The organism is Streptococcus sanguinis (assembly GCF_020729725.1).
GTDB classification, from domain to species: Bacteria; Bacillota; Bacilli; order Lactobacillales; family Streptococcaceae; genus Streptococcus; species Streptococcus sanguinis_V.
Window position 1 is genome coordinate 297,910 of record NZ_JAJEPA010000021.1, and the last position, 22,061, is coordinate 319,970.

General features: G+C 44.5%; 18 protein-coding genes and 2 pseudogenes. 16 read left to right on the forward strand and 4 right to left on the reverse strand.

The genetic code is table 11. The features are described 5' to 3' along the window. The first annotated feature begins 5 nt into the window (after nucleotides 1-5). The 4 genes from K4I03_RS11635 to K4I03_RS12635 all read left to right on the forward strand — a co-directional run bounded on the left by K4I03_RS11635 (nucleotide 6) and on the right by K4I03_RS12635 (nucleotide 3,461). Nucleotides 6-527 carry a dihydrofolate reductase family protein gene (locus tag K4I03_RS11635; RefSeq protein WP_000301974.1) on the forward strand — a complete coding sequence of 174 codons (522 nt, stop codon included), beginning with the start codon at nucleotides 6-8 and terminating at the stop codon, nucleotides 525-527. Between the two features lie 17 nt (nucleotides 528-544). Continuing rightward, nucleotides 545-1,888, forward strand: coding sequence for a cysteine--tRNA ligase (gene cysS / locus K4I03_RS11640; protein WP_227965463.1), 1,344 nt, complete (start codon nucleotides 545-547; stop codon nucleotides 1,886-1,888). After that, complete coding sequence (locus K4I03_RS11645) at nucleotides 1,881-2,273, forward strand: Mini-ribonuclease 3 (protein ID WP_111675294.1); 393 nt, start codon at nucleotides 1,881-1,883, stop codon at nucleotides 2,271-2,273. The genes cysS and K4I03_RS11645 overlap by 8 nt, the downstream gene beginning before the upstream one ends. Before the next feature lie 135 nt (nucleotides 2,274-2,408). Then, nucleotides 2,409-3,461: a DUF6287 domain-containing protein gene (locus tag K4I03_RS12635; protein ID WP_227965465.1), complete on the forward strand. Its 1,053-nt coding sequence runs from the start codon at nucleotides 2,409-2,411 to the stop codon at nucleotides 3,459-3,461. Nucleotides 3,462-3,489: 28 nt separating this feature from the next. Here K4I03_RS12635 and K4I03_RS11655 read toward each other — a convergent pair whose 3' ends face one another. Next, nucleotides 3,490-4,446, reverse strand: coding sequence for an aromatic acid exporter family protein (locus K4I03_RS11655; protein ID WP_227965466.1), 957 nt, complete (start codon nucleotides 4,444-4,446; stop codon nucleotides 3,490-3,492). A 152-nt stretch (nucleotides 4,447-4,598) separates the two neighbouring features. Here K4I03_RS11655 and rlmB point away from each other — a divergent pair, with 152 nt between their 5' ends. The 8 genes and pseudogenes from rlmB to K4I03_RS11695 all read left to right on the forward strand — a co-directional run. Next, nucleotides 4,599-5,327: a 23S rRNA (guanosine(2251)-2'-O)-methyltransferase RlmB gene (gene rlmB / locus K4I03_RS11660; RefSeq protein WP_227965468.1), complete on the forward strand. Its 729-nt coding sequence runs from the start codon at nucleotides 4,599-4,601 to the stop codon at nucleotides 5,325-5,327. Then, nucleotides 5,324-5,845, forward strand: a complete 522-nt coding sequence (locus K4I03_RS11665; protein WP_002902298.1) for an NYN domain-containing protein — start codon at nucleotides 5,324-5,326, stop codon at nucleotides 5,843-5,845. Before rlmB ends, K4I03_RS11665 begins: the two co-directional genes overlap by 4 nt. After that, nucleotides 5,835-6,698 (forward strand): DegV family protein, encoded by an 864-nt coding sequence (locus K4I03_RS11670; protein WP_227965470.1) that lies wholly within the window; start codon nucleotides 5,835-5,837, stop codon nucleotides 6,696-6,698. Before K4I03_RS11665 ends, K4I03_RS11670 begins: the two co-directional genes overlap by 11 nt. Nucleotides 6,699-6,878: 180 nt before the next feature. Then, complete coding sequence (gene rplM / locus K4I03_RS11675) at nucleotides 6,879-7,325, forward strand: 50S ribosomal protein L13 (protein ID WP_002893769.1); 447 nt, start codon at nucleotides 6,879-6,881, stop codon at nucleotides 7,323-7,325. Between the two features lie 19 nt (nucleotides 7,326-7,344). Then, a complete protein-coding gene (gene rpsI, locus K4I03_RS11680) occupies nucleotides 7,345-7,737 on the forward strand; it encodes a 30S ribosomal protein S9 (protein ID WP_002902303.1) in 393 nt (130 codons plus the stop codon). A gap of 253 nt (nucleotides 7,738-7,990) precedes the next feature. Continuing rightward, nucleotides 7,991-8,467 (forward strand): type II toxin-antitoxin system antitoxin PezA, encoded by a 477-nt coding sequence (gene pezA, locus K4I03_RS11685; RefSeq protein ID WP_227965472.1) that lies wholly within the window; start codon nucleotides 7,991-7,993, stop codon nucleotides 8,465-8,467. Nucleotides 8,468-8,493: 26 nt separating this feature from the next. Further along, nucleotides 8,494-8,892 (forward strand): annotated as a pseudogene (locus tag K4I03_RS11690) (GNAT family N-acetyltransferase); the annotation flags it as partial. A gap of 25 nt (nucleotides 8,893-8,917) precedes the next feature. Next, nucleotides 8,918-9,061: pseudogene (locus K4I03_RS11695) on the forward strand (IS3 family transposase); the annotation flags it as partial. Between the two features lie 88 nt (nucleotides 9,062-9,149). Here the strand turns inward: K4I03_RS11695 and K4I03_RS11700 are convergent. Then, nucleotides 9,150-9,617, reverse strand: coding sequence for a DUF1643 domain-containing protein (locus tag K4I03_RS11700; protein WP_227965478.1), 468 nt, complete (start codon nucleotides 9,615-9,617; stop codon nucleotides 9,150-9,152). Between the two features lie 419 nt (nucleotides 9,618-10,036). Between K4I03_RS11700 and K4I03_RS11705 the strand changes: the two genes are divergently transcribed. The 3 genes from K4I03_RS11705 to K4I03_RS11715 all read left to right on the forward strand — a co-directional run bounded on the left by K4I03_RS11705 (nucleotide 10,037) and on the right by K4I03_RS11715 (nucleotide 16,738). Then, on the forward strand, nucleotides 10,037-11,287 hold the full coding sequence (locus K4I03_RS11705; RefSeq protein WP_227965481.1) for a dicarboxylate/amino acid:cation symporter: 1,251 nt from the start codon (nucleotides 10,037-10,039) through the stop codon (nucleotides 11,285-11,287). Nucleotides 11,288-11,301: 14 nt separating this feature from the next. Next, on the forward strand, nucleotides 11,302-12,240 hold the full coding sequence (locus K4I03_RS11710) for an ATP-grasp domain-containing protein (protein ID WP_227965483.1): 939 nt from the start codon (nucleotides 11,302-11,304) through the stop codon (nucleotides 12,238-12,240). 280 nt (nucleotides 12,241-12,520) lie between these two features. Further along, entirely contained in the window at nucleotides 12,521-16,738 is a 4,218-nt protein-coding gene (locus K4I03_RS11715; RefSeq protein ID WP_227965485.1) for a GH32 C-terminal domain-containing protein, read from the forward strand. Between the two features lie 105 nt (nucleotides 16,739-16,843). Here K4I03_RS11715 and K4I03_RS11720 read toward each other — a convergent pair whose 3' ends face one another. Then, nucleotides 16,844-17,725, reverse strand: a complete 882-nt coding sequence (locus K4I03_RS11720; RefSeq protein ID WP_227965487.1) for a MerR family transcriptional regulator — start codon at nucleotides 17,723-17,725, stop codon at nucleotides 16,844-16,846. A gap of 86 nt (nucleotides 17,726-17,811) precedes the next feature. Here K4I03_RS11720 and K4I03_RS11725 point away from each other — a divergent pair, with 86 nt between their 5' ends. After that, nucleotides 17,812-18,846, forward strand: coding sequence for an NAD(P)H-dependent amine dehydrogenase family protein (locus K4I03_RS11725; protein WP_125410596.1), 1,035 nt, complete (start codon nucleotides 17,812-17,814; stop codon nucleotides 18,844-18,846). 58 nt (nucleotides 18,847-18,904) lie between these two features. Here the strand turns inward: K4I03_RS11725 and K4I03_RS11730 are convergent, their stop codons facing one another. After that, on the reverse strand, nucleotides 18,905-22,012 hold the full coding sequence (locus tag K4I03_RS11730; RefSeq protein WP_227965488.1) for an LPXTG-anchored zinc carboxypeptidase: 3,108 nt from the start codon (nucleotides 22,010-22,012) through the stop codon (nucleotides 18,905-18,907). Nucleotides 22,013-22,061 lie beyond the last annotated feature (49 nt).

Below are 22,061 nucleotides of genomic sequence, written 5' to 3' on the forward strand. Positions count from 1 at the left end.
CAAGAATGGCAGTATATTTTTACGGCTGTATCACCATGGATGGCTACTTGGCAGACAGCCAGCACAGGATAGACTGGCTGCATCAGCTTGGTTCTGTAGAGGATACAGGCTATGATGACTTTTACAGGCAAATGGATATCACCATCATGGGCAAGCGGACCTTTGAGGAAATCCAAGATTTGCAAGATGTAGAAAGTTTTTATCAAGCTACGGAAAACTATGTCTTTACGCATGATAGGCACCTGCCTGTCAGCAATTACCAGCCAGTAGCTGGGGATGTGGTGGACTTTGTTCACCAGATTGACAAAGGCAAAAATGTCTTTGTGATTGGTGGTAATTCCTTGGTAGGACCGCTCTTGGATGCGGATCTTTTCGACCACCTCATTATTCAGATAGCACCCCTTATCCTAGGAAAGGGGGTTCCCCTCTTTACCCAAGAGGAAGGGCAGCGCTTTTACCAACTGGATAGCCTCAGACAATTTGGCCCTTTTGCAGAGCTGGTTTTCAGCCGAAAAAGTCAGAAATAGACAAGGGAGTGGACCGCATGATTAAAATTTACGACACCATGACCCGCAGCCTACGTGAATTTGTGCCCATTGAAGAGGGCAAGGTTCGCATGTATGTCTGCGGTCCGACGGTTTATAACTATATCCATGTCGGCAATGCCCGCTCAACAGTAGCTTTTGACACAGTTCGTCGCTATTTTGAGTATCGGGGATTTGAGGTCAATTATATTTCCAATTTTACTGATGTAGATGATAAGATTATCCATCGCGCCAAGGAAGAAGGCATCACACCAAAAGAAGTGGCGGACAAGTATATCGCGGCTTTTCGTGAGGATGTATCAGCTTTGGGTGTTAAGCCGGCTACTCAGCATCCGCGCGTGATTGACTTTATGGAGGCAATCATTGACTTTGTGCGGACTTTGGTGGACAAGGGCTACGCCTATGAGTCAGAAGGCGATGTCTATTTCCGAGTGGAAAAATCTCACAATTATGCCAAACTAGCCAACAAAACCTTGGCAGACTTGGAGTTGGGTGCTTCTGGTCGGACAGATGAGGAGACCGCCCGCAAGGAAAATCCGGTAGATTTTGCTCTCTGGAAGGCAGCTAAGCCGGGCGAGATTTCCTGGGACAGCCCTTGGGGAGCAGGTCGTCCGGGCTGGCACATCGAGTGTTCGGTCATGTCGACGGAGATTTTGGGTGATACTATTGATATCCACGGTGGTGGGGCAGACCTAGAGTTTCCTCACCATACCAATGAAATCGCCCAGTCAGAGGCCAAGACTGGTCAGACTTTTGCCAACTACTGGATGCATAATGGCTTTGTCAACATTGACGATGTTAAGATGTCCAAGTCTTTAGGCAATTTTATCACCGTTCATGATGCCCTCAAGACCATTGATGGTCAGGTACTGCGTTTCTTCTTTGCTACCCAGCATTACCGCAAGCCGATTAATTTCACAGAAAAAGCTGTTCATGATGCAGCGACTAATCTCAAGTATTTGAAGAATACCTATGAGCAGCCTTTCACTGGTCAGGCAGATTCTAACCAGCTTCAGGCCTTTCTGGACAAGTTCACCGCCGCTATGGACGAAGATTTCAATGCAGCCAATGGTATCACAGTTGTCTTCGAGCTGTCCAAGTGGATCAACTCTGGCAACTACACTGCAGAAGTCAAGGCAGCCTTTGCCAAGCTCTTAGAAGTTTTTGGTATCGTCTTTGTAGAAGAAGTTTTGGACGCGGACATTGAGCGTTTGATTGAGGAACGCCAAGCAGCGCGTGCTAATCGGGACTTTGCGACTGCAGACCGTATTCGGGATGAATTGGCCGCTCAAGGCATCAAGCTTTTGGATACCAAGGACGGAGTGAGGTGGACACGTGACTGATGTCAACCTGATTAACGGTATTGCCCTCGCCTTTGAGGGAGATGCTGTCTACTCCATGTATATCCGGCGTCACCTGATTTTTCAGGGGCTCACTAAGCCCAATCAGCTGCATAGGGAAGCGACCAAGTACGTTTCTGCCAAGGCTCAGGCTAATCTCATCTCTCTCATGCTGGAAGAAGGGATTCTGACGGAGAAGGAAGAGGATATCTACAAGCGCGGCCGCAATGCCAACAGCCACACCAAGGCTAAGAATACAGACATCGTCACCTACCGTATGTCGACCGGCTTTGAGGCAGTCATGGGCTACCTGCATATGACCGAAGCAATTGAGCGGCTGGAAGAGCTGATTGACTGGTGTATCAAACGGGTGGAGGAAAGCAAATAAAAAAAATTATCTAGCTCCGTTTACAAGCTAGATAAATTGAAGATATCTAAAACAGGGTTGCTGCGGCAGCTCTTTTCTTTAGGGCTTTTATTTGCTATAATATACAAAGTAGAAAACATTTATAGGAGAAAAACTGTGAAAAAATACTTTACTCTGTCGGTAGCGACTTTATCTTTGCTTTTGCTCTGTGCTTGCAGTAATAAGAAGCAAACAGAATCTTCTTCTAGTAGGGTTTCTAGTAGCAAGACTAGCAGTTCTTCTAGCAAATCTTCTTCTAGCAAAAAAGTTGAAAAAACTGATATAAAACTTTATGATTCTATTTTGGATATGTATGCTCAGGCGATTCAGAATCCGAAAGCCAATCAACAAAACCAAGAGATTAATTGGATTGTTTCTCAAGCAAATATTCATCCACAAGTTTATAGTGGAGTCTTCTATAGTTATTATGACCTAGATAAAAACGGAACAGAAGAGTTAATCATTGCTATGGGGCGCGTGAATGCTGATGTGAAGTATGATCTTCTGGATATTTATACTATTGACGATCAAAAACCACTTCGCTTGACAAACAAAGAGAACCAGTTGGATATGATTGGAGAGCGGATGATTTTGGCTCCTTTGGAAGATGGATCATTCCTTTATAGAGGAGCTTCTTCAGCTACTGAGGCTCAATATATTCATTACAATTTCAATCAAAAAGGCAATGCACTGGAAAAAGTGGCGGAGGGAGCAAGTCAAGACTCACTTGGACAATTGCCTGCTTTTCTAGATTTATCCATTCTGGATTGGAAAGCCTTGGGTAAAACGGAAACGAATACGGAAAGTTCAACATCTTCTATGAATGAGGAAGCTATCAAAAATGGAGACTACTCCAGCATTGCAGGAACTTGGAAAAGTGGTACTGGAAATACATTGGTGTTTGATGCAAATGGTTTGGTGAGTGAAACTTCCCAGTTGAGCGACCGTGGAGCAAGGGATATCTATGGTTTGGTTGGTATAGGAGTATCTTCCAAGAAGGGTGCAGGCGGATATGTAATTGTCTTTATCCCTAAAGGGAAGGACTATACTGTCAGTGATTTAGAAGAGATTTATCATGATGCATCAGACCATGAACGAGATAGGATATGGGCAGGCCAGGGAGGCGGCACCAATGCTGATCCAAACTCTTTCTATTATAAGATTGACTGAAAAAAAGACTAGTTGTCCTTCATGGCAGCTAGTCTTCTTTATAATTCTCGTAAAATTCCACCTTAATCCTAATAAAGGTCTCCAAGTCTCGCAAAAGTTGCAGGAGCATGGCGCGGGTTTCAAATTCCTGGCGGGTCTTAGGGAGCGGCCGCTGGCGAAAAACGGTTAAATAGTTGTCAATCTCGTCCAAGAGGTCTCGGGCAGGATTTTCTTGGCTCAGTTGCTTAGCGGTCTGGGAGAAGAGGCGGGCTAAAATCAAGCTTTCACTGGCTGCTAGATGGCTATTATTGATATTGCTGGCCATGTCTTGCAGGATACGGTTTTGGGCCTGCCGCATTTCAAAATAGTGGATATGGTAGTTGGTCTGGTGAAAGAGGTGGTTGGAGTGATCCAGATAGACCAGCTGCAAGGCCTGCTGCAGAATCTGATGCAGCTCCTTGATCAGAGCTGCATCATTTCGGCCGTCTCCAGATTTTAAGAAATATTCAAAGCGCAGGAGAATCTTTTTCAGCTGTTCTTCCACTTGCTCGTGGTAGTTGTCAATCTCTTGCTGGCGCGAGGGCATATAGAGATTGGCAAGGAGTGCAAAGCCAGTTCCAATAAGAAATAGAGCTAGCTCATTTCCAAGCAGAGACCAGGAGGTGGATTTTTCTAAGAGCAGGTGGGTGACTAGGACGGTGCTGGGTGTGATGCCAATTTCCCAGCCAAGCCGAAAGGCCAGAGGCACATAGATTGCGATATAGATGGCCAATGCTCCGAGGTGAAAACCTAGAAAGTGAAAGGCCAGACTTCCGATAGCCAGAGCCAGCAGGGTAGATAAAAAGCGATTGCCAGCTAGCTTTGCAGTGCTGCGACGGGTATCAGTCACGCTGAGGATAGCAATAATTCCGGCTGAAGTTGAGTAGGTCAGACCTAAAAAGTCAGCCAGCCAAGCAGCGAGACAGGTAGCTAATACTAGCTTGATGGTGCGTTGGAGGAGAGACATGAGTAAGAGTTTCCTTTTTTAGACTTCTTTCTATTATAGCATGACTGGCGGGGAATCTTGGAAGCTGCTGATTGCTTTTTATCAGAGCAGAATTCTGTCTCGCCCGAGTAAATCCTGCCGCCATTTTTTGGCCTTTGTGTTATACTAGTCCTATGGAAAAAAACGATATTGTCTACGGTGTGCATGCGGTGACAGAGGCTCTCGCGGCTAACACTGGAAATAAACTCTACATTCAAGACGACCTGCGTGGTAAAAAGGTTGATAAAATCAAGGATTTAGCAGCGGAAAAGAAGGTTTCCATCTCCTGGACTCCTAAGAAAAACTTGCAGGAGATGACTGACGGGGCTGTTCACCAAGGCTTTGTCCTGCGGGTGTCGGAGTTTGCCTATACTGACTTCGAGGTTCTGTTGAAAAAAGCAGAGCAGGAAGACAATCCACTCTTATTGATTTTGGACGGGCTGACTGACCCGCACAATCTGGGCTCTATCTTGCGGACGGCTGACGCGACCAATGTAGCTGGAGTCATCATTCCCAAGCACCGGGCAGTCGGTGTGACACCAGTCGTAGCCAAGACCTCAACGGGTGCTATTGAGCATATTCCCATTGCCCGTGTGACCAATCTCAGCCAGACTCTGGACAAGCTCAAGGAAGCTGGTTTTTGGATTTTCGGTACCGATATGCAGGGGACGCCTTCTCATAAGTGGAATACGGCAGGCAAGCTGGCCCTTATCATCGGCAACGAAGGCAAGGGGCTTTCAAGCAATATTAAAAAGCAGGTGGACGAGATGATTTCCATTCCTATGAATGGCCATGTCCAGAGCCTCAATGCTAGTGTCGCAGCTGCTATTCTCATGTATGAAGTCTTTCGCAATCGCCTATGAAAAGAAAAATCTTACTGGTGGACGGCTACAATATGACGGCCTTTTGGCGGGAGACTCGTCCTTACTTTAACCGCGGAGAGCTAGATGCAGCGCGAACGATTCTGCTCCAGAAGCTCAGCAATTATGCCAGCTTTGAAGGACTGGAAGTTATCTGTGTCTTTGATGCCCAGTATATGCCGGGAGTTCGGCAGACCTACGAGGAGTTTAATGTGACGGTCGTTTTCACTGAAGAGGAGGAAACGGCAGATGACTATATTGAGCGCTTGGCAGCTGAGCTCAATACACCCAAAAATCAGGTGTCGGTTGCGACTAGCGATCTCAATGAGCAGTGGACTGTCTTCGCCCAAGGAGCTTTGAGAGTATCCGCTAGAGAGCTAGAGAAGCGAGTGGCTGTTACCAAATCAGACCTCAATAAACTGAGCGGACAAATCAACCTGCAAAGACCGCCCTTGCGACCGATGGACAGCCAATCTTTGCGCGATTTACAAAAAATGATGGAGAAAAAAGATGACCTTTAAAATTTTAACCGATTCAACAGCAGACCTGACAGAAAACTGGACTCAGGAAAATGATGTGCAGGTCCTAGGCCTGACCATTCAGCTAGATGGCAAAACCTATGAGACAGTTGGCGCGGACAAGCTGACCAGTCAAGAACTTCTGGAGAAGATGGAGTCCGGCAGTAAGCCGACTACCAGTCAGATTAATGTCGGCCAGTTTGAAGATGTTTTTCGAAGTTATGCCAAGGAAGGGACACCAGTTCTCTATGTAGCCTTTGCTTCTGCCCTATCGGGTACTTATCAGAGTGCAGTCATGGCACGGGAGATAGTCTTAGAAGATTTTCCAGATGCGCTGATTCGCATCATTGATACCAAGGCGGCTTCTATGGGTGAAGGACTTTTAGTCATGAAGGCGGCAGAAGCTAGAGCGGCTGGCCATACCTTGGAGCAGACAGCAGACTTGATTGAGAGCTTGGTGCCTAAGGTCAAGACTTATTTTCTGGTTGATGACCTCAATCACCTCATGCGGGGCGGTCGGATTTCCAAGACTGCTGCGCTTATGGGGAGCTTGGTCAATATCAAGCCGATTATCGCTGTCAAGGGAGATGGGACTCTGGACTCTGTCGCTAAGGTTCGCGGCAAGAAGAAGGCGCAGGCCGAAGTGGTCCGCATGACTCTGGAAGGAATTGCTGACCCGCGGGTGGTCATCGCCTATGCAGGTGCCAAAGAAGTTGCTGAGAGTTTAAAAGCCCAGCTGTTGGAAAGCGACCAAGTAGAGGAAGTTCTCCTCATGCTTCTGGGACCTGTCATTTCTACTCATACTGGTCCTGGAACTTTGGGACTCTTTAGTATTGCTCAAGACATTCAAGACTAAGAAAACATGAAATCGCTATTTCATAAATAATTGCTTCAAATCTATTGCTTTTGCCTACTATTTTTGATATGATAGTAGGCGGTATTGTTTACCCCATTTGTAAGGCCCCGGAACCTTTCAAATAACTCGCGGACCGGAACATCCGCCCTGTAAACAAAAACGATATTCATAGGAGAAATCATGAACAAAACAACATACATGGCTAAGCCAGGTGAAGTTGAACGCAAATGGTATGTAGTGGACGCTACTGATGTCCCTCTTGGACGCCTTTCTGCTGTTGTAGCAAGCGTACTTCGCGGAAAAAACAAACCAACCTTTACACCACACACTGATACAGGTGACTTCGTAATCGTTATCAACGCTGAAAAAGTAAAATTGACTGGTAAAAAAGCGACTGATAAGATCTACTATACTCACTCAATGTACCCAGGTGGATTGAAACAAATCTCAGCAGGCGAGCTTCGCTCTAAGAACGCTGTTCGTTTGATCGAAAAATCAGTTAAAGGTATGCTTCCGCACAATACTCTTGGCCGCGCTCAAGGTATGAAGCTGAAAGTATTTGTAGGCGCTGAGCACACTCACGCTGCACAACAACCAGAAGTTCTTGATATTTCAGGACTTATCTAAGGAAAGGAACAAATAAGCTATGTCACAAGCACAATATGCAGGTACTGGACGTCGTAAAAACGCTGTTGCACGCGTTCGCCTTGTTCCAGGAACTGGTAAAATCACTGTAAACAAAAAAGATGTTGAAGAGTACATCCCACACGCTGACCTTCGTTTGGTTATCAACCAACCATTCGCAGTTACTTCAACTGTTGGTCAATACGACGTTTTCGTAAACGTTGATGGTGGTGGCTACGCTGGTCAATCAGGAGCTATCCGTCACGGTATCGCTCGTGCCCTTCTTCAAGTAGACCCAGACTTCCGCGATTCATTGAAACGCGCAGGCCTTCTTACTCGTGATGCCCGTATGGTAGAACGTAAGAAACCAGGTCTTAAGAAAGCTCGTAAAGCTAGCCAGTTCTCAAAACGTTAATCAATACGATTATATCAACGTTTCAAAGCACTCAAGAGTCATCTCTTGGGTGTCTTTTTTGTTTTGCTTAAAAATTTAAAAACTATGGGAAACAGCATGATATCAGTACTTTTCAGAGTTTTCATTATATAGTCGTCAATCTCTAAATCTGAGATATTAATATTTTTAATAGGGTTTGTCTGTTTTCTTGCACCAAAAATGGTGCACTTCTCTTTTTTGTGCTATAATAGAGATAAATAAAAGGAGGTCTCTTATGATTGGAGAAAATATAAAAATATTACGTAAAACACATAATCTAACCCAATCTGAATTCGCAAAGATTGTTGGTATCTCTCGAAATAGCCTGAGCCGTTATGAAAATGGGACAAGTACAGTTTCGACAGAATTAATAGATTGTATCTGCAAGAAATTTAATGTTTCCTATATTGATATCGTAGGGGAGGAAAAAATGCTCACACCAGTAGAAGATTACCAGTTAACTTTAAAAATAGAATTAATAAAGGAACGGGGGGCGAACGTCTTAGCGCAGCTTTATTGTTTTCAAGATGAACAAGGAATTACTTTTAATGATACCTCTAATCCTTGGATTATAATGTCCGATGATCTGTCTGATTTGATTAACACGAAGATTTATCTTGTTGCAACTTTTGAGGAAGTAGAGCGATATAATGGCTATTTGGATGGCATTGAACGGATGCTAGAACAAGCTAGTCATCTGGTGGTGGCTTAATGAAAATAGAAGAATTTAGTCAGGATGATTTTCAAAAAGCGTCTAAAAGAATCATTCGATTTTTAACTCGTGGTAAAACAACTTCATCTCAGCCCAGGGCTATTAGAGATGTGCAAGGCGTTATGGTCGGAAGAATCAATTTAAGTGTCTTAGGGAGTGATAGAAAAACAGCAGAACTTGGATATAGGATTGGAGAAAAATATACTAATTTAGGCTATGCAAGCGAAGCGGTTAAACTCGTTTTAGACAAGGCGTTTCATACTTATGGTTTAAATAGAATCATTGCGGGAACAGCAACGGATAATCTGGCCTCTAAGAGAGTGCTTTTGAAAAATGGTTTCACTTTTATTAGGATCATAGAAAATGACTTACAAATGAATAATGAGTGGATTCATACAGCAGTATTTGAGATAACGAATCTATAACATTATCATTCCCAGTTTACTGGCAGGACCAATGGAGTCCTTCTTTGGCATTCTTAAGTCTGAGATGTTCTATGGATATGAGAAGAATTTTAGGTCTTTAGAAGACCTTGAACAAGCCATTGTAGACTACATTGATTACTACAATAACAAACGAATTAAAGTCAAATAAAAAGGACTTAGTCCTGTTCAATACAGAATAAAATCCTTTCAATAATTATTTGTCTAACTTTCTAAGGAATATGTCTTTTTCGGAAATTTTATCTTTTGTATGGTTTAGGTTTTGCATCATTCCGAATGTATAAAGGATGCTTTGGCTCGCCACTTTTATTGGTATCTAAACAATGCAATGAATCCACTAGCTCATAAACTTCGTGTGAACGGTTATTGAAACTACCATGATTTCCCCAACAAGCGATAATCATCTCTGATTTATCTGCATATTCTTTGATATAAAAATCATTATCACTTCCGATGGGATCTTGCTCTGAATATAATACCCGAGGATTGGTTGCTCTATATGCGAAAAGATTTGCCATAAGAATACCGCCATAACCCCAGCTCTTTGCGAAATTGATACATCTCCTTATTGTTGGATCGTCTTCGTTTTCATCAGCAGTTGATGGATTTAATCCAATAAATAGGACAGTTGGTTTTGCTTCATCCCATACTCGTGATAAAATGTACCGAAATTTTCTATCTTCTGATAAAATAGCATCTTTTTTCATATTTAATCTCCTTTTCTTTCTATTATACACTATAATTCAAAGAATACTATTAGTAACTTATAGTTGCCAAGTAAATATTCAAAGAAAATCCCCTCTTTCAAACAAACTTATTGTAATCTTTTGATAAAAAGCAATTAGCGCCTGCTAAAGATTGGTATAAAGCCATTTTAAAATTTGTTAAAACAAAGCCTTGTCAAACCCGACCTCAAGAAACCTCGTAAATCATCGTGATTCTCAAGCTATTAATACTTAGTGATACATCAAACTTCTAAGCATTCAAGGGCGTTACTCGTGAGTGCTTTTTTACGTTATTTAGCTCACCTATAAAATTCTTCTATTACTTTCATAGAAATTATATATTAGCCAGATAGGGGCAATCATAGTAAAATAGCTAACAAAATAGACTAAAGGAGTTTGGAATGAAGTTAGTTTCTTTATGGTCAAAGGTTTCTCTGGGCTTGCAACTCTTGATTGCTTTGATTTTGGGTGTTCTTGTTGCTCTTATCTGGCCGCAGTTTTCGGCTTTTTACCAGTTTTTGGGTCAAGCTTTTATCAGTTTGATTAATATGGTGATTATTCCACTGGTCTTTCCGGTTGTGGTCGTAGCTGTGGCTGGTGTGATTGGTAAGAAATCTTTTGGGAAGCTCTTGTCAAAGAGTCTGCTCTATTTCTTTGGGGTCACGACGGCGATTACCTTTATTTTTGTCTTTGCAGCTTATTATCTGGGCTTTGGTCAAGGAGTCAATATCGGTCAGGCGGGAGCCAGCATTGATGGGATTGCCAAAAGTATTCAGTTGGATGAGTTTTTGCTTAGCTTCATTCCCTCTAATATTGTCAAGTCGCTTTCAGAAGGAGCTCTGCTTCCTATTATTGTTTTTGCTCTATTTTTAGGATTTGGGCTTGGAAGCCTCAAGGAAGAAAAGACTCAGAAAGCTGTTGAGCTGCTGCAGATTTGGATTGAGGCTATTTATAAAATTGTCGGTGTGATTGTGAAGCTGTCTCCGATTGGTATTTTTGGTTTTATTGCTAAGGATGTGGCTACGACAGGAGTTGACAAGTTGGTCGGTTTGGGGCAATTTGTAGCAGGGACTTATCTGGCTTATGCGGTGCTAGCTTTAGTAATTTTTCCTTTGATTGCTCTTGCTTTCAGAATTCCTTATCTGACAAGATTACAACGGATTTGGAGCCTTCTGACTTTGGCTTTTGTCTCTGGTAGTTCCAGTGTTGTCCTGCCGCCTCTATTAAAAGATTTAAAGAAGCAGGGCTATGATGAGCATGTCATAGATTTGGTTGTGCCTTTGGGTTACACTTTTAATCTTGAAGGGGCCGCTGTGTATTTCTCTGTAGCAACCATTTTTATTGCGCATGCTTATGGGATTGCTTTTTCTGTGTCAGGACTTTTCTTTACTGTTTTGCTTTTGACTTTGATTGGTAAAACAGCTGCAACGGTGCCTTCAGGAGCGATTGTTGTCTTGCTGGCAGCTGCACCTCAGCTAGGCCTGCCGGTAGAAGGCGTTGCCCTGATTTTTGCGGTTGATTTCTTTGTCAATGCTGGTCGCACTGCCCTCAATGTTCTAGGTCAGGTCTTGGCCGTCAGTGTTATTGAAAAGACGGAAGGCAATGTAGTAGAAGAATCGAAAAGCAGCAAGCTGGCTGTTCGGTATTCCTAAAGGAGAGAAGACTTATGAGTCAAGCAAAAGTATACGTTATTCATGAAAATTTGGAGTGGACGCAGCACTTGGTCAAGTGGCTGGAGGAAAAAGATGTGCCCTATGAACTGTGGGATTTGTCAAGTGGGATCCTCGATCTGCAGAGTCCGCCCCCAACAGGAATTTTCTACAATCGGATGTCCGCTTCTTCTCATACGCGTGGACACCGCTATGCACCAGAATTTACAGAACAAGTTCTAGCTTGGCTAGAAGCTCACGGTCGCAAGGTCATCAACGGCAGCGGGGCTATTAATCTGGAAATCAGCAAAATTAAACAGTATTTGAAGCTTTCTGAAGTTGGAATTGCTTATCCAGAGACGGTAGCCGTTTTGGGGCAGGAGAATATTCTTGAGGCAGCTAGAAAGCTTAATATTTATCCCCTGATTACCAAACATAATCGGGCTGGGAAAGGTTTGGGAGTGCAGCTCTTCAATAGTGAGGAAGAGTTGGAAGCTTATGTAGACAGTCCTGCTTTTGAGCCTTCTGTGGATGGGATCACTCTGCTTCAGGCCTATATCAAGCCTACGGATGGTCGCATTCGCCGTTCGGAATTCATCAACCAGAAGTTTCTTTATACGGTGTCCATTGATTCATCAGACGGTTTTCAGCTTTGTCCGGCAGATGGGTGTCAGGTTGGACAAAGGCATGCTCAGCTAGAAACATCAGATAAGTTTCAAATCACAGATCCGTTACCTGCTAGTCAAAGACAGGCTTATGAGACATTTCTAGCTCAAGCTGGCATTGATGTGGGGGCAATTGAGTGGGTAGAGTCGGAGGCAGGTCAGATCTATGTCTATGATGTGAATACTAATACCAACTATAATCCGACAGCAGAAGAAAAAGCAGGAATTTTTGCTCATCAGCACTTGGCAGAATATCTAAAGAACGAGCTGGCAGCATCCTATCCAGAATAAATTTAAAACAAACAAAAGCTTTCCGTTTTGGAGGCTTTTTGTTTTTTTTCTTCGTTTCCAAAATATGACATCTGTCATTTTGTTTTTGTGACAAACGTTAGGTGAAGCGCTTACAAAAATTTGTTATATTTAGATTATTGAGATTGCTTCTTTTTTATAAAGGAGTTAGGTGCTAAATGAGGTGTTCATTTTGAACAAAGAAAGTTGAAAGGAGTGCGTTATGTAGAAGTGATTTGGTTGTGAGGAGTCTGGTTTAATTTTTAGATTATTGAGGTGTGTCATGAAAAATCATCAGGAAAAAGTGTGTAAAAATTGGTTTATGAGAAAAAGCGGAAAGCGTTGGGTGTTTGGGTGTGCCCTGCTGGCTTTTGGAGCTTTCTTGTTAGATGGCGGTGGAGTGGTTTATGCAGATGAGGGTAAGGCTAATCCAGCCCCTGCTCAGCTCTTGCAGGCTGATTCATCAGCTGTCTCGGAGCCTGAGAGCGGGGAAACAGCTGCTCCTACAAGGAATGCCGATAAGACAGAAAACCTTGTAGCTGGGGAGACTGCTGCGACGGAAGCAGGTAGTCAGGATGCAGCAGTAGAGTCAGCCAATCAAAAGACTGATAAGGAAAATCAAGTCACAGCAAATGCTAAAGAGACCAAACAGGAAGAAGACGAACAGCCAGCGGCGAAGGAAGTTGCTTCGGAAAAACTCCCTGCCGCAGAGACTGTAGATAAGCAGTCAGGCTTCAATACTAATTTGGCAGAAGCCAAGGGAGACAAAAATGGAGTTTGGGAAGTCCGGGAACAAGGTCTTTATAGTGATGCCAGAGGCAAAGGTGATAGTTTCCTTTACTCTCAAAGTCAGGGCAAGGATTTTGTTTACTCGACGGATGTAACTTTTCTCAGTAAGGAAGGGGCGGCAGCCCTCATTTTCCGCAGTAATAATAATCCGGATGACAAGAGCAGCTATGCGGTTAATATTGATGGTGGCAGCAACAATGTGAAATTTTGGCGTTGGCAAGGTGGGCGTGACTATCAGTTTATCAATGAAAAGCATATCGAGCCAACGGATGATAATAAATATCGGCTCAAGGTTGTTTCTATCGGCTCTTGGGTATCCTATTATGTCAATGATATTCTAGTGGCCAGCTCAGGAGATTACACGCTTCAGAGAGATGACAAGGGTCAGAATACTTATCTGTCAGAAGGCTATTTTGGCTTATTAAACTGGAATAGCGAGCTGCTTTTTCAAAATACCTTTTATAAAGAAATCACTCCTCAGTCTAATCCCGAGTTGGAGGATATAAGGGTGACTTCTTCGGTTGGGAAAGTGGAGCAGAAAGGTCAGTTTAGTGCTCCTATTACCATCCAGTATGTCAAGCATGACGCTGAGACTGTAGACTTGACCACCGTAGCGAAAAATCCTGCTGCCAAGGTAAGCGTGACCGATGCTGCAGGTAGGGTCTATAGTGATTTGAAGAATATCCCGCTGGCAGTGGGGGCAAACTATCTGACTGTGACCAGTACTGTGACGGATGCGGATGGGCAGGAGGTCAGCCTGACTTACCGGCTCAATGTACATCGTCGGCAGGCTGATGAGGTATACTACAATGAGCTCTATCGCGGTCAGTATCATTATTCGGTCAAGGACGGTTGGGCCAATGATCCCAACGGGCTGGTTTATTACAAGGGAGTCTATCATTTCTTCTATCAGTTTTACGATGATACCAAGTGGGGGCCTATGCACTGGGGCTATGCGACCAGCAAGGATTTGATTCATTGGGAAGAACATCCGATTGCATTTTATCCGGATGCTAATGGGGCTATGTTCTCAGGCTCTATCGTAGCAGATACCACTAATTCCTCTGGTTTATTTGACAATGACCAGGGCGGTTTAGTCGCGCTGATTACTGCCGATGGAAACGGTCAGCGCATCAAGTTAGCCTACAGTAAGGATGAGGGCCGGACTTGGACGAAGCTTGATCAAATTGCAGCTGACTGGACGGATGATCCACTGCAATCTCAGGATTTTCGTGACCCCAAGGTCTTCCGTTGGGAGGGTAAATGGTTTATGATCGTTGCAGGCGGACCGCTGAGAATTTATTCGTCTGATAATCTGCGTAATTGGAAGGTGGAGTCAACTTATGCGGATCTCCATACGGAGTGTCCAGATCTCTATCCTCTACTGGCAGACGATGGTAGCCTAAAATGGGTCCTGTCTCGTGGCGGGCGTTCCTATAAGGTCGGTGATTTTAGACAGGTGGAGGGCAAGTGGACTTTCGTCCCAGATGCTGAGTTTGCTCAGACTGATCAGGTCATGAACTTTGGTAAAGATTCTTATGCGGCCATGACTTACTACGTTCAGGACTTTGGCAGCAAGGCTAATCCAACCCTGCCTGACATTATAGAGTCTAACTGGATGAATACCTGGGAGGACTACTGCAATCTGGTAGCCGATACCGTCGGTCAGAAGTTCAACGGAACCTTCAATCTTAATCTCAAACTAGGCCTTATCAAGCAAGACGGCAGCTATCGGCTGACTCAGACGCCAATTGCAGCTTATCAATCTTTGCGTCAGGAAGACAAGGCTGTGTTGTATAAAGACGTGGAAGTTAGTGAGAAGAATGGGCTGTTGAAAGATTTTTCCGGTGATCAGTATGAAATTGTCTCTACTTTCCGGCCGAGTGAAACGACCAAGAAAATCGGTTTTAACCTGCGAGTTGGAGATGGAGAAGTGACTAGAGTTACCTATGATTTGGAAAAGGAAACTCTCTCTATTGACCGCAGCCAGTCCGGCATTCTTCTCAGTAATAAATTTGCTCAGGTGGATAGTCAGTCCGTCAAGCGCAATGCGGATGGCAGTATAGATCTGCATCTCTATGTGGATCGCTCCAGCCTAGAAGTCTTTGCCAAAGGATATACTGTAGCGGGTGCCAATCAGATATTCCCTGCGCCAAATAGCCTTGCGGCTAGTGTTTTTGTAGAAGGTGGTGCTGCTAAGGCTGACATTGCTCTTTATCCGCTGAAGGGCATCTGGAAAGACAAACAGACAGTGACCAAACCACTGGAACTAGTGCAGGCTTCTCCTGTGACAAATAATATTTATGTCGGCGATACTTTGGATTTGAAAGCATATGTCATGCCAGCAAGTGTCTCTCAAGCGGTCAGCTGGAGTGTGGATCAGCCAGACTTGGTCTCTGTCACGGAAGATGGCAATAAGCTGCGAGTGACTGCTCTGCAAAGGGGCGTGGTCAAGGTAACGGCGACCTCTAAGGCAAATCCAAGCCTTTCCAAGGTCTTCACCATCAATATCAGCCGTAATGACTTTAAGACCAATGTTCCAGACTTAAAAGCTATCTCTGGTAAGTGGTATGTCGACGGTGAAAGTCTCTATAATCAGAATACCAGCGCCAATGATTATTATATGGGAGGTCAGAAGATTCCTTTCCCTGAGTATAACTTGGATGTGGATCTCAAGTATCAAAAAGGCTTGATTAATATTTTCTATGCGTCTGAAAATGTTGACCCTCGCTATGCCTATTCTATTCAATTTGGCGATAATGATAAGATTAGACTTTACCGCTTTATGGGGGAGACGATTGCAGAAAGTAGCATGAATGGCAAGCATCTTAATGACGGCCAGTTCCACCATGTTAAGCTAGTGAAAACTAAAAATGGTGTCAGTGTATCTGTGGACGGTGTAGAATACCTGAACCACCAATTTGATGCGGTTAAGCCTTATTATAATGATGCCTACGTCGGTCTGGGACTCTGGGATGGGGATTTGGAAGCTCGCAATTTCTTTGTGACCAATCTTCATGCCCCAGCAGTTAATAAGGCTTCTCTGCAGAAAGTGGTAGACAGTACGGCTAGTCTAGATCCAAGCCTCTACACAGATGAGACAGTTCAGGCTTACCAGTCAGCCTTGGCTCGAGCCCAGTCTCTCTTGGCAGATGAAAAAGCGGAGCAGGCAGATTTAGATAGAGCAGAACAGGATCTGAAGACAGCTCTTGCTGCTCTGGCTGTGAAACCAAGTCATCAGGTCACTCCGGAAGAAGGGATGAAGGACCTAGTGGAAGAAAAGCCTTTCTTAGAAGTCGTAATGCAAGAAATTGCATATCAGACTCGAGAACAGGAAAATCCAGAACTGGAAAGAGGGCAGCGGCGGATACTTGCAGCTGGCCAAAAGGGTCAAAAGCGAGTCTTTGTAGAAGTCTTGAACGGTCAGCGAACCGTCCTCGGTCAGGAAGTGCTCTCTCTAGTAGTTGACGAACTAGTAGAAGTTGGCAGCAAGGTGGTGGCTGAAAGTGCTAAACAGCCTTTGATAAGGACCCAGCCTCAAGCTCTGAAGCAAGGTGAGGAAGAGAAAGTTATTCCGTCGCCAAGATTGCAGCCAGCTCCCGACTCAGCTCTGCCTAAGACTGGCACTCAAGAAGATAAGTTTCTGCCTCTGGTTGGTTTAGCTTTTCTGGGAATGGGTCTTCTAGCTGGAAGGAAGAAACAAGAAGACTAAGATGCTAAGCAATGGTTATTTGCACATAAAAAGGATGGGTGTTTTCCCGTCCTTTTTTGATATAATTATGGCTTGCGAAATGATTAGTTTTTGGCTGAGCATGCTCTAGTATCTGGCAAGAAATTTCGCTACATCCATCTTCCTCTTTTTTAACTCCTCTATCTGAACTTGCATCCGGATGAACATATCGCGGTGCTGCTCCTGGAGTTGTGGCTGTTCATGAATGACCTCGCAGATATAATCGCCCACGGGAGTATATCCAGCTTGGATCAAAGCCTGGTGAAAATGCGGCAGAGCTTTTAGTTCATCTGCAAAGGAAGGGCAGTAAGCGACTGCATAATTTCCTGCCGGCAGCAATATTCGATTTAAGTGAGGGAGTTCATTGGGAGTATGATGGAAGAGACAGAGTTGCTTGGAAATCCATTTTTCTTTTTGGAAATCTTCTTGTTTCATAATAGAGCCAACACGGCTGAAATGAGTGAAAAAAGGACTGTAACGCAGGATTTCTTGCTTGAAGCAGCGGAGAGCAAGTTCGTATTCCTCACTTTTCATTTGATAAATGTTTTGATCAATTTCAAAAGTAAGCAGCTGCCGTTCAGGAAAAGTTAGAATTTCCAGTTCTTGCTCGCTCTGCTTTTCGCCATAGATACGGGCACCAGACCGAAAGATTTCGATTTCTTGGATTTGTTTTTCTAAATTCTCTTTTTCCTCTAGAAGGCGCTGATAGCGGTCCTCGATAAGCTGGTGCAGTTGAAAATGGTCTTTGTCAGATAGGATTTCTTTTATGTCTTCTAGAGAAAAATTCAGTTGACGCAAGTACTGAATGGAGTCAACTAGAGAAGATTGATTGATGTGGTAGTAGCGATAGTTGGTTTCTGGATCGACTTTATAGGGTTTTAAAAGACCGATTTGGTCATAGAATCTTAGAGTTTGGATGGAAATCTGATTTATTTGGGAAAACTCTCCGATACGCAAAATTTTTTTCATTTTTTAAAACCCTCTATTGACTCTCTAGTTACTAGAGATATTATACTATAATTGTGAAAATAATAACAATTAATGGAGGGTTTGCCATGAGAAATACAAAAATTCGTGCTGTTCAGTATGGCTGCGGCAAGATGTCTAAAGTGATTTTCAAGTATCTACTGGATCACGGTGTAGAAATTGTTGGAGCTATTGATAACAATCCTGCTGTAGTAGGACAGGATGTTGGTGATTTTGCAGAGCTAGGCTATAAGACTGGTGTCCTGATTTCTGATAATGCTGAACGTGTCTTTGGAGAGTGTGACGCAGACATTGCCATTGTCACCATTGCTTCCTATATGCCGGAAATGTATGATTTTTTTGAAACAGCTATCAAGCATGGAGTTAATATCATCACGACCTGTGAGGAAGCCATCTACCCTTGGACGACGTCGCCATCCGAAACAAACCGCTTGGACAAGCTGGCTAAAAAATATGGTGTCACTGTAATGGGCTCAGGCATGCAGGATATTTACTGGATTAATATGCCTTGCTTGGCTATGTCTGGCCTTAATCGCATTCAAAAGGTGAAAGGGATTGCCAGCTATAATGTGGAAGATTATGGTCTGGCTTTGGCAGAAGCGCATGGTGCTGGTTACGATTCAGAGCGATTTGAAAAGGAAATTGCCAGTGCTGAGAGTCTGCCGTCCTATATGTGGAATGCTGCTGAAGCTATTTGCTCTAAGATGAACTGGACCATTCAGGATATTTCACAAAAGAGTGTTCCTTACATTTTGGATGAAGATGTTTATTCTGAAACGCTGGGACGTACAGTTCCGGCGGGGCAAGTAACGGGTATGTCAGCTGTGACAACCATTCATACCCATCAGGGAATTGAGTTGGAAGTAGAGTGTATTGGCAAGGTCTATCGTGAAAATGACGGAGATATGTGTGATTGGGAAATTACTGGTGAGCCAAATCTAGTCTTCTCAGTCAGCAAGCCTGATACCGTAGCCTTGACCTGTGCCACTATCGTCAATCGAATCCCTTCTGTGTTAGACGCACCGGCAGGTTATGTGACTTCTGAGTTGGCGCGTGAGTTAGCCTATCCGACCTATCCACTTCATACCTATGTGGAAAAATAGCAGAGCTTATAACTAAAAATACACCTCCCGTATCAATTGGGAGGTGTGTTTTTAAGTATTAGTCTTCCTTCTTCTTTAAGAGGAAGAGTCCAGCTGCTCCTGCAACCAGAAGTCCAGCTAGAGCGAAGCTAGCACTTGTTTCTTGGCTTCCGGTCTCTGGCAGAGTCTGATTGTTGTAGGTCAGAGCCACTGTCCGAGCCGGCGGATTGACAGTGGCAGGTTTCCAGTCAAGGACAGTCTGACTTGGAGCTTGGTAGGTTGGGTCAGGTGTCGCAGGACTTGATAAGTCAGTCAGCTCGGCCAACTGGCTGCCAAAGATAGCGTTGGAAATCCAGCGGTAGAAGTGAACAGGGTGAAGGCGATTAGTCGGATTACCAGCGTAGACAAAGAGAGGCTTCTCGTTATAGGTACCAGCAATGGCTACGACTTTGTTGGCTAGCTGCTCATTGCCAGGCCACCAGCCAGCGATATAGAAGTCGCTGCCAGAAATGCTGGCAAGAGTCCTAAAGTTGGCAGGAATCTTAGCAATCCAGTTACCAGAGTTGGAGTAAAAGAGTCCATCTTTCTTATAGCCGCTGGTCAGCGGGTCTTGGTCTTGGATAACAGCCTTCATCAAGCCCTCGTAGTCACTGCCGTTCTTGAAGCGCTCAGCATCAAAGCCGTCTAGGATTCCTAGTTTTTCCAAGCGCTGCATAGCAGAGCCTCCGACGACGATGGTTGGCTTGAGTCCGACAAGAGACTTGTCATAGTTGTTGCTTTCAAGGACGATGACGTCCGCATCTTCTGGGCGATCGACGATTTCAAAGCCCATATTCTTCAGAGCTAAGGCAGTATGAGCTGGAGCGTCCACGCCTGCCCATGAGAATTGATGTGGTGGTGCGTAGACCTTGAGAGGCTTCAGAGTTGGTCCCTGTGGAATCTTATAAAGGGCGTCACCATAAATGGCATAACGATCTAGGAGACTGGTAAAGGTCGGTGTATCAACGATGTAGCCGTCATCTGTCAGATAGACCTTCTTACCTTCAGAAAGAGCTTTGTTGACGGCCTTGACCGCGCTCTCAGACGTATTGGCAATGACGTAATAAGGCGCTTTATGATCAACCTGACTGGTACGTGCAGCACGGAGCGCTGTCACGTCGCCTAGCTTGCCTTCAAAGAGCTTGTCGCCAAAGACTGGCTGGGCTTTGAAGCCTTTCATATCAGGGAAATTGACGACTAATTCCGCATACATGGCTGCCCACTTGGATTCATTTGAGCCTTTGTAGAGGACATGGTTGGCATAGCCACGCTTGGCCTGGGCCATATCGACAACCAAATCGCCTTTTTTATAGTTGCCGCTGTCTTCCTTGAGTTCTTTGACAAGAATACCGTTGCGTTTGAAATAGTCAATCATATTAAAGGCTTCTTGGGTATCGTTGTCCTTGTCCACTCCCATTGGGATGACATAGTAGTCTGGGAAGAATTTTTCTTGGCCTTTTTTAATCCGGCCTACGACCTGACCATCTGGTCCGACAAGTTCATTTTCTGCCTTAGGATCTTCGACTTTATTGATGCCGCGCAGGTAGAAGTTGAGACGCATCTCCATGAGCTTGTCGGGGTTCTGAGCTAGATAGTCAAGGCCTCCTAGAACTGCGTAATATCCAGCCTTGTAGGACTCTTGATTGCCCTCGGGAATTTCGATGGTATGTCCCAGGATGCCATGGTACATAGAATAAACCGCTGTGTAGCCGGAGAAGGAATCGTCCCATCCGTCTCCCCAGTCCAGTTTTGGGATGATGTATTTGTCGTAGCTAGAGTTTGCAACACCGGCCCGCCCCATATGATGGGCATTGTCCAGCATGAGGTCGGCTAAAAGGTCATATTCAAAGTTAGGATCGTGAGGCGGGGTTGCTGGCTCAATCAGGAATTCCTTGACAAAGCCGTGAATATCATAGAGGGCAATTGGGTTCCATTTGTTAATCAATCCAGCGACGGTGCGGGTTTCAGGATTGGCTTGGTAGCCAGTATCTCGGTTAGGGTCAAGGCCATTGGCCAGAGCCCGAGTGTTGAGGACATCGCCGTCAGGGTTCTCCGTAAAGTCAAAGAGGAAGATAAACTTCTTCAGTAAATCTTGGATTTTGAGAGTAACAAGTTTTTCAGAACCATCGGCAGCGGTTGTTTTGAAGCTGACTTGGTCTTTGGTGGCAAAGGTCTTAAATAGACCTGTGATAATATCAATAGCAGGCTGTTCATCAGCGTGGGTGTTGTTAATGAGCACAGGCAGTTTATAGTCTAAGTTGCCATTTTTGAGAGCTGCCAGCATTTCTGCTGGTTTGGTCAAGGCCTGCGGATTAGTTGTGCTGAGGTAGTCGTCGATGCTCTTTTGGTCAGAACTGATGATACCCAGCTTGATATCGCGCCCCTGAGCGCTCTTTCCAATGTTCTCAATCTGTACCAAACGATCTGTTTTGGCATCCTGTCTGCTTTTTTCAATAGATGCCAGCATCTCCTCATGGCTGTGGAAGTCTTCATAAGGACGCAAGACGATATTTTTGCGAATAGTCAGGCTCAGGTCCTGGCTCGTACCGACCAGTTCATGGCTGCCAATGAAGTTTCGATAGGTCCGGCGGATATTATGGGGAGAGCGAAGGCTGAGATCGTCTCCGAAGAGTTTTTGAAACTGCAAATTCAGATGAAGGTCGTTACCGTCGACCTTTTCCTCAATTGTGACAAAGGGTTGGCCGGTAAAGGTGCCGCTGTCCATATTCCAGGTTTTCCAGTCGGCTATTGGTTTATTGTCCAGAGTCCAAGTCAGCTTACCCGCCTGAGAAGCCTGTCCTTGGACGGTTTCCTTGAGCTCTGCAGGCTCGGACATATAAACGGTACTGTCGGCCAGCTGGGTCTTGGCTTCTTCAGAATCAGCTGCTCTTGTTTGAGCTGCTGCAGAGACAGCTGGATTGTCCGTTGCAGGAGCAGGAGTCTGTTCTTTTTCTCCTGTCTGATTTGGAGCGGTTTGAGTAGCTTCTGTTGCAGGAGTTACAGCCTCTACCTGATTGGCGGTTGGCTGTGACTCAGTACTGTTCTGCTGGTCAGCTGCGGCCTTACCCTGAGCCAAGACAGCCATCAATACAGCGGCTGATAAACTCAAGGCCTGAGTATAGAGACGCTTCTTGTATGAATCGTTCATTAGGAAATCTCCTTTGTGTAAAACATTCTATATTTAGTATAACAAATAT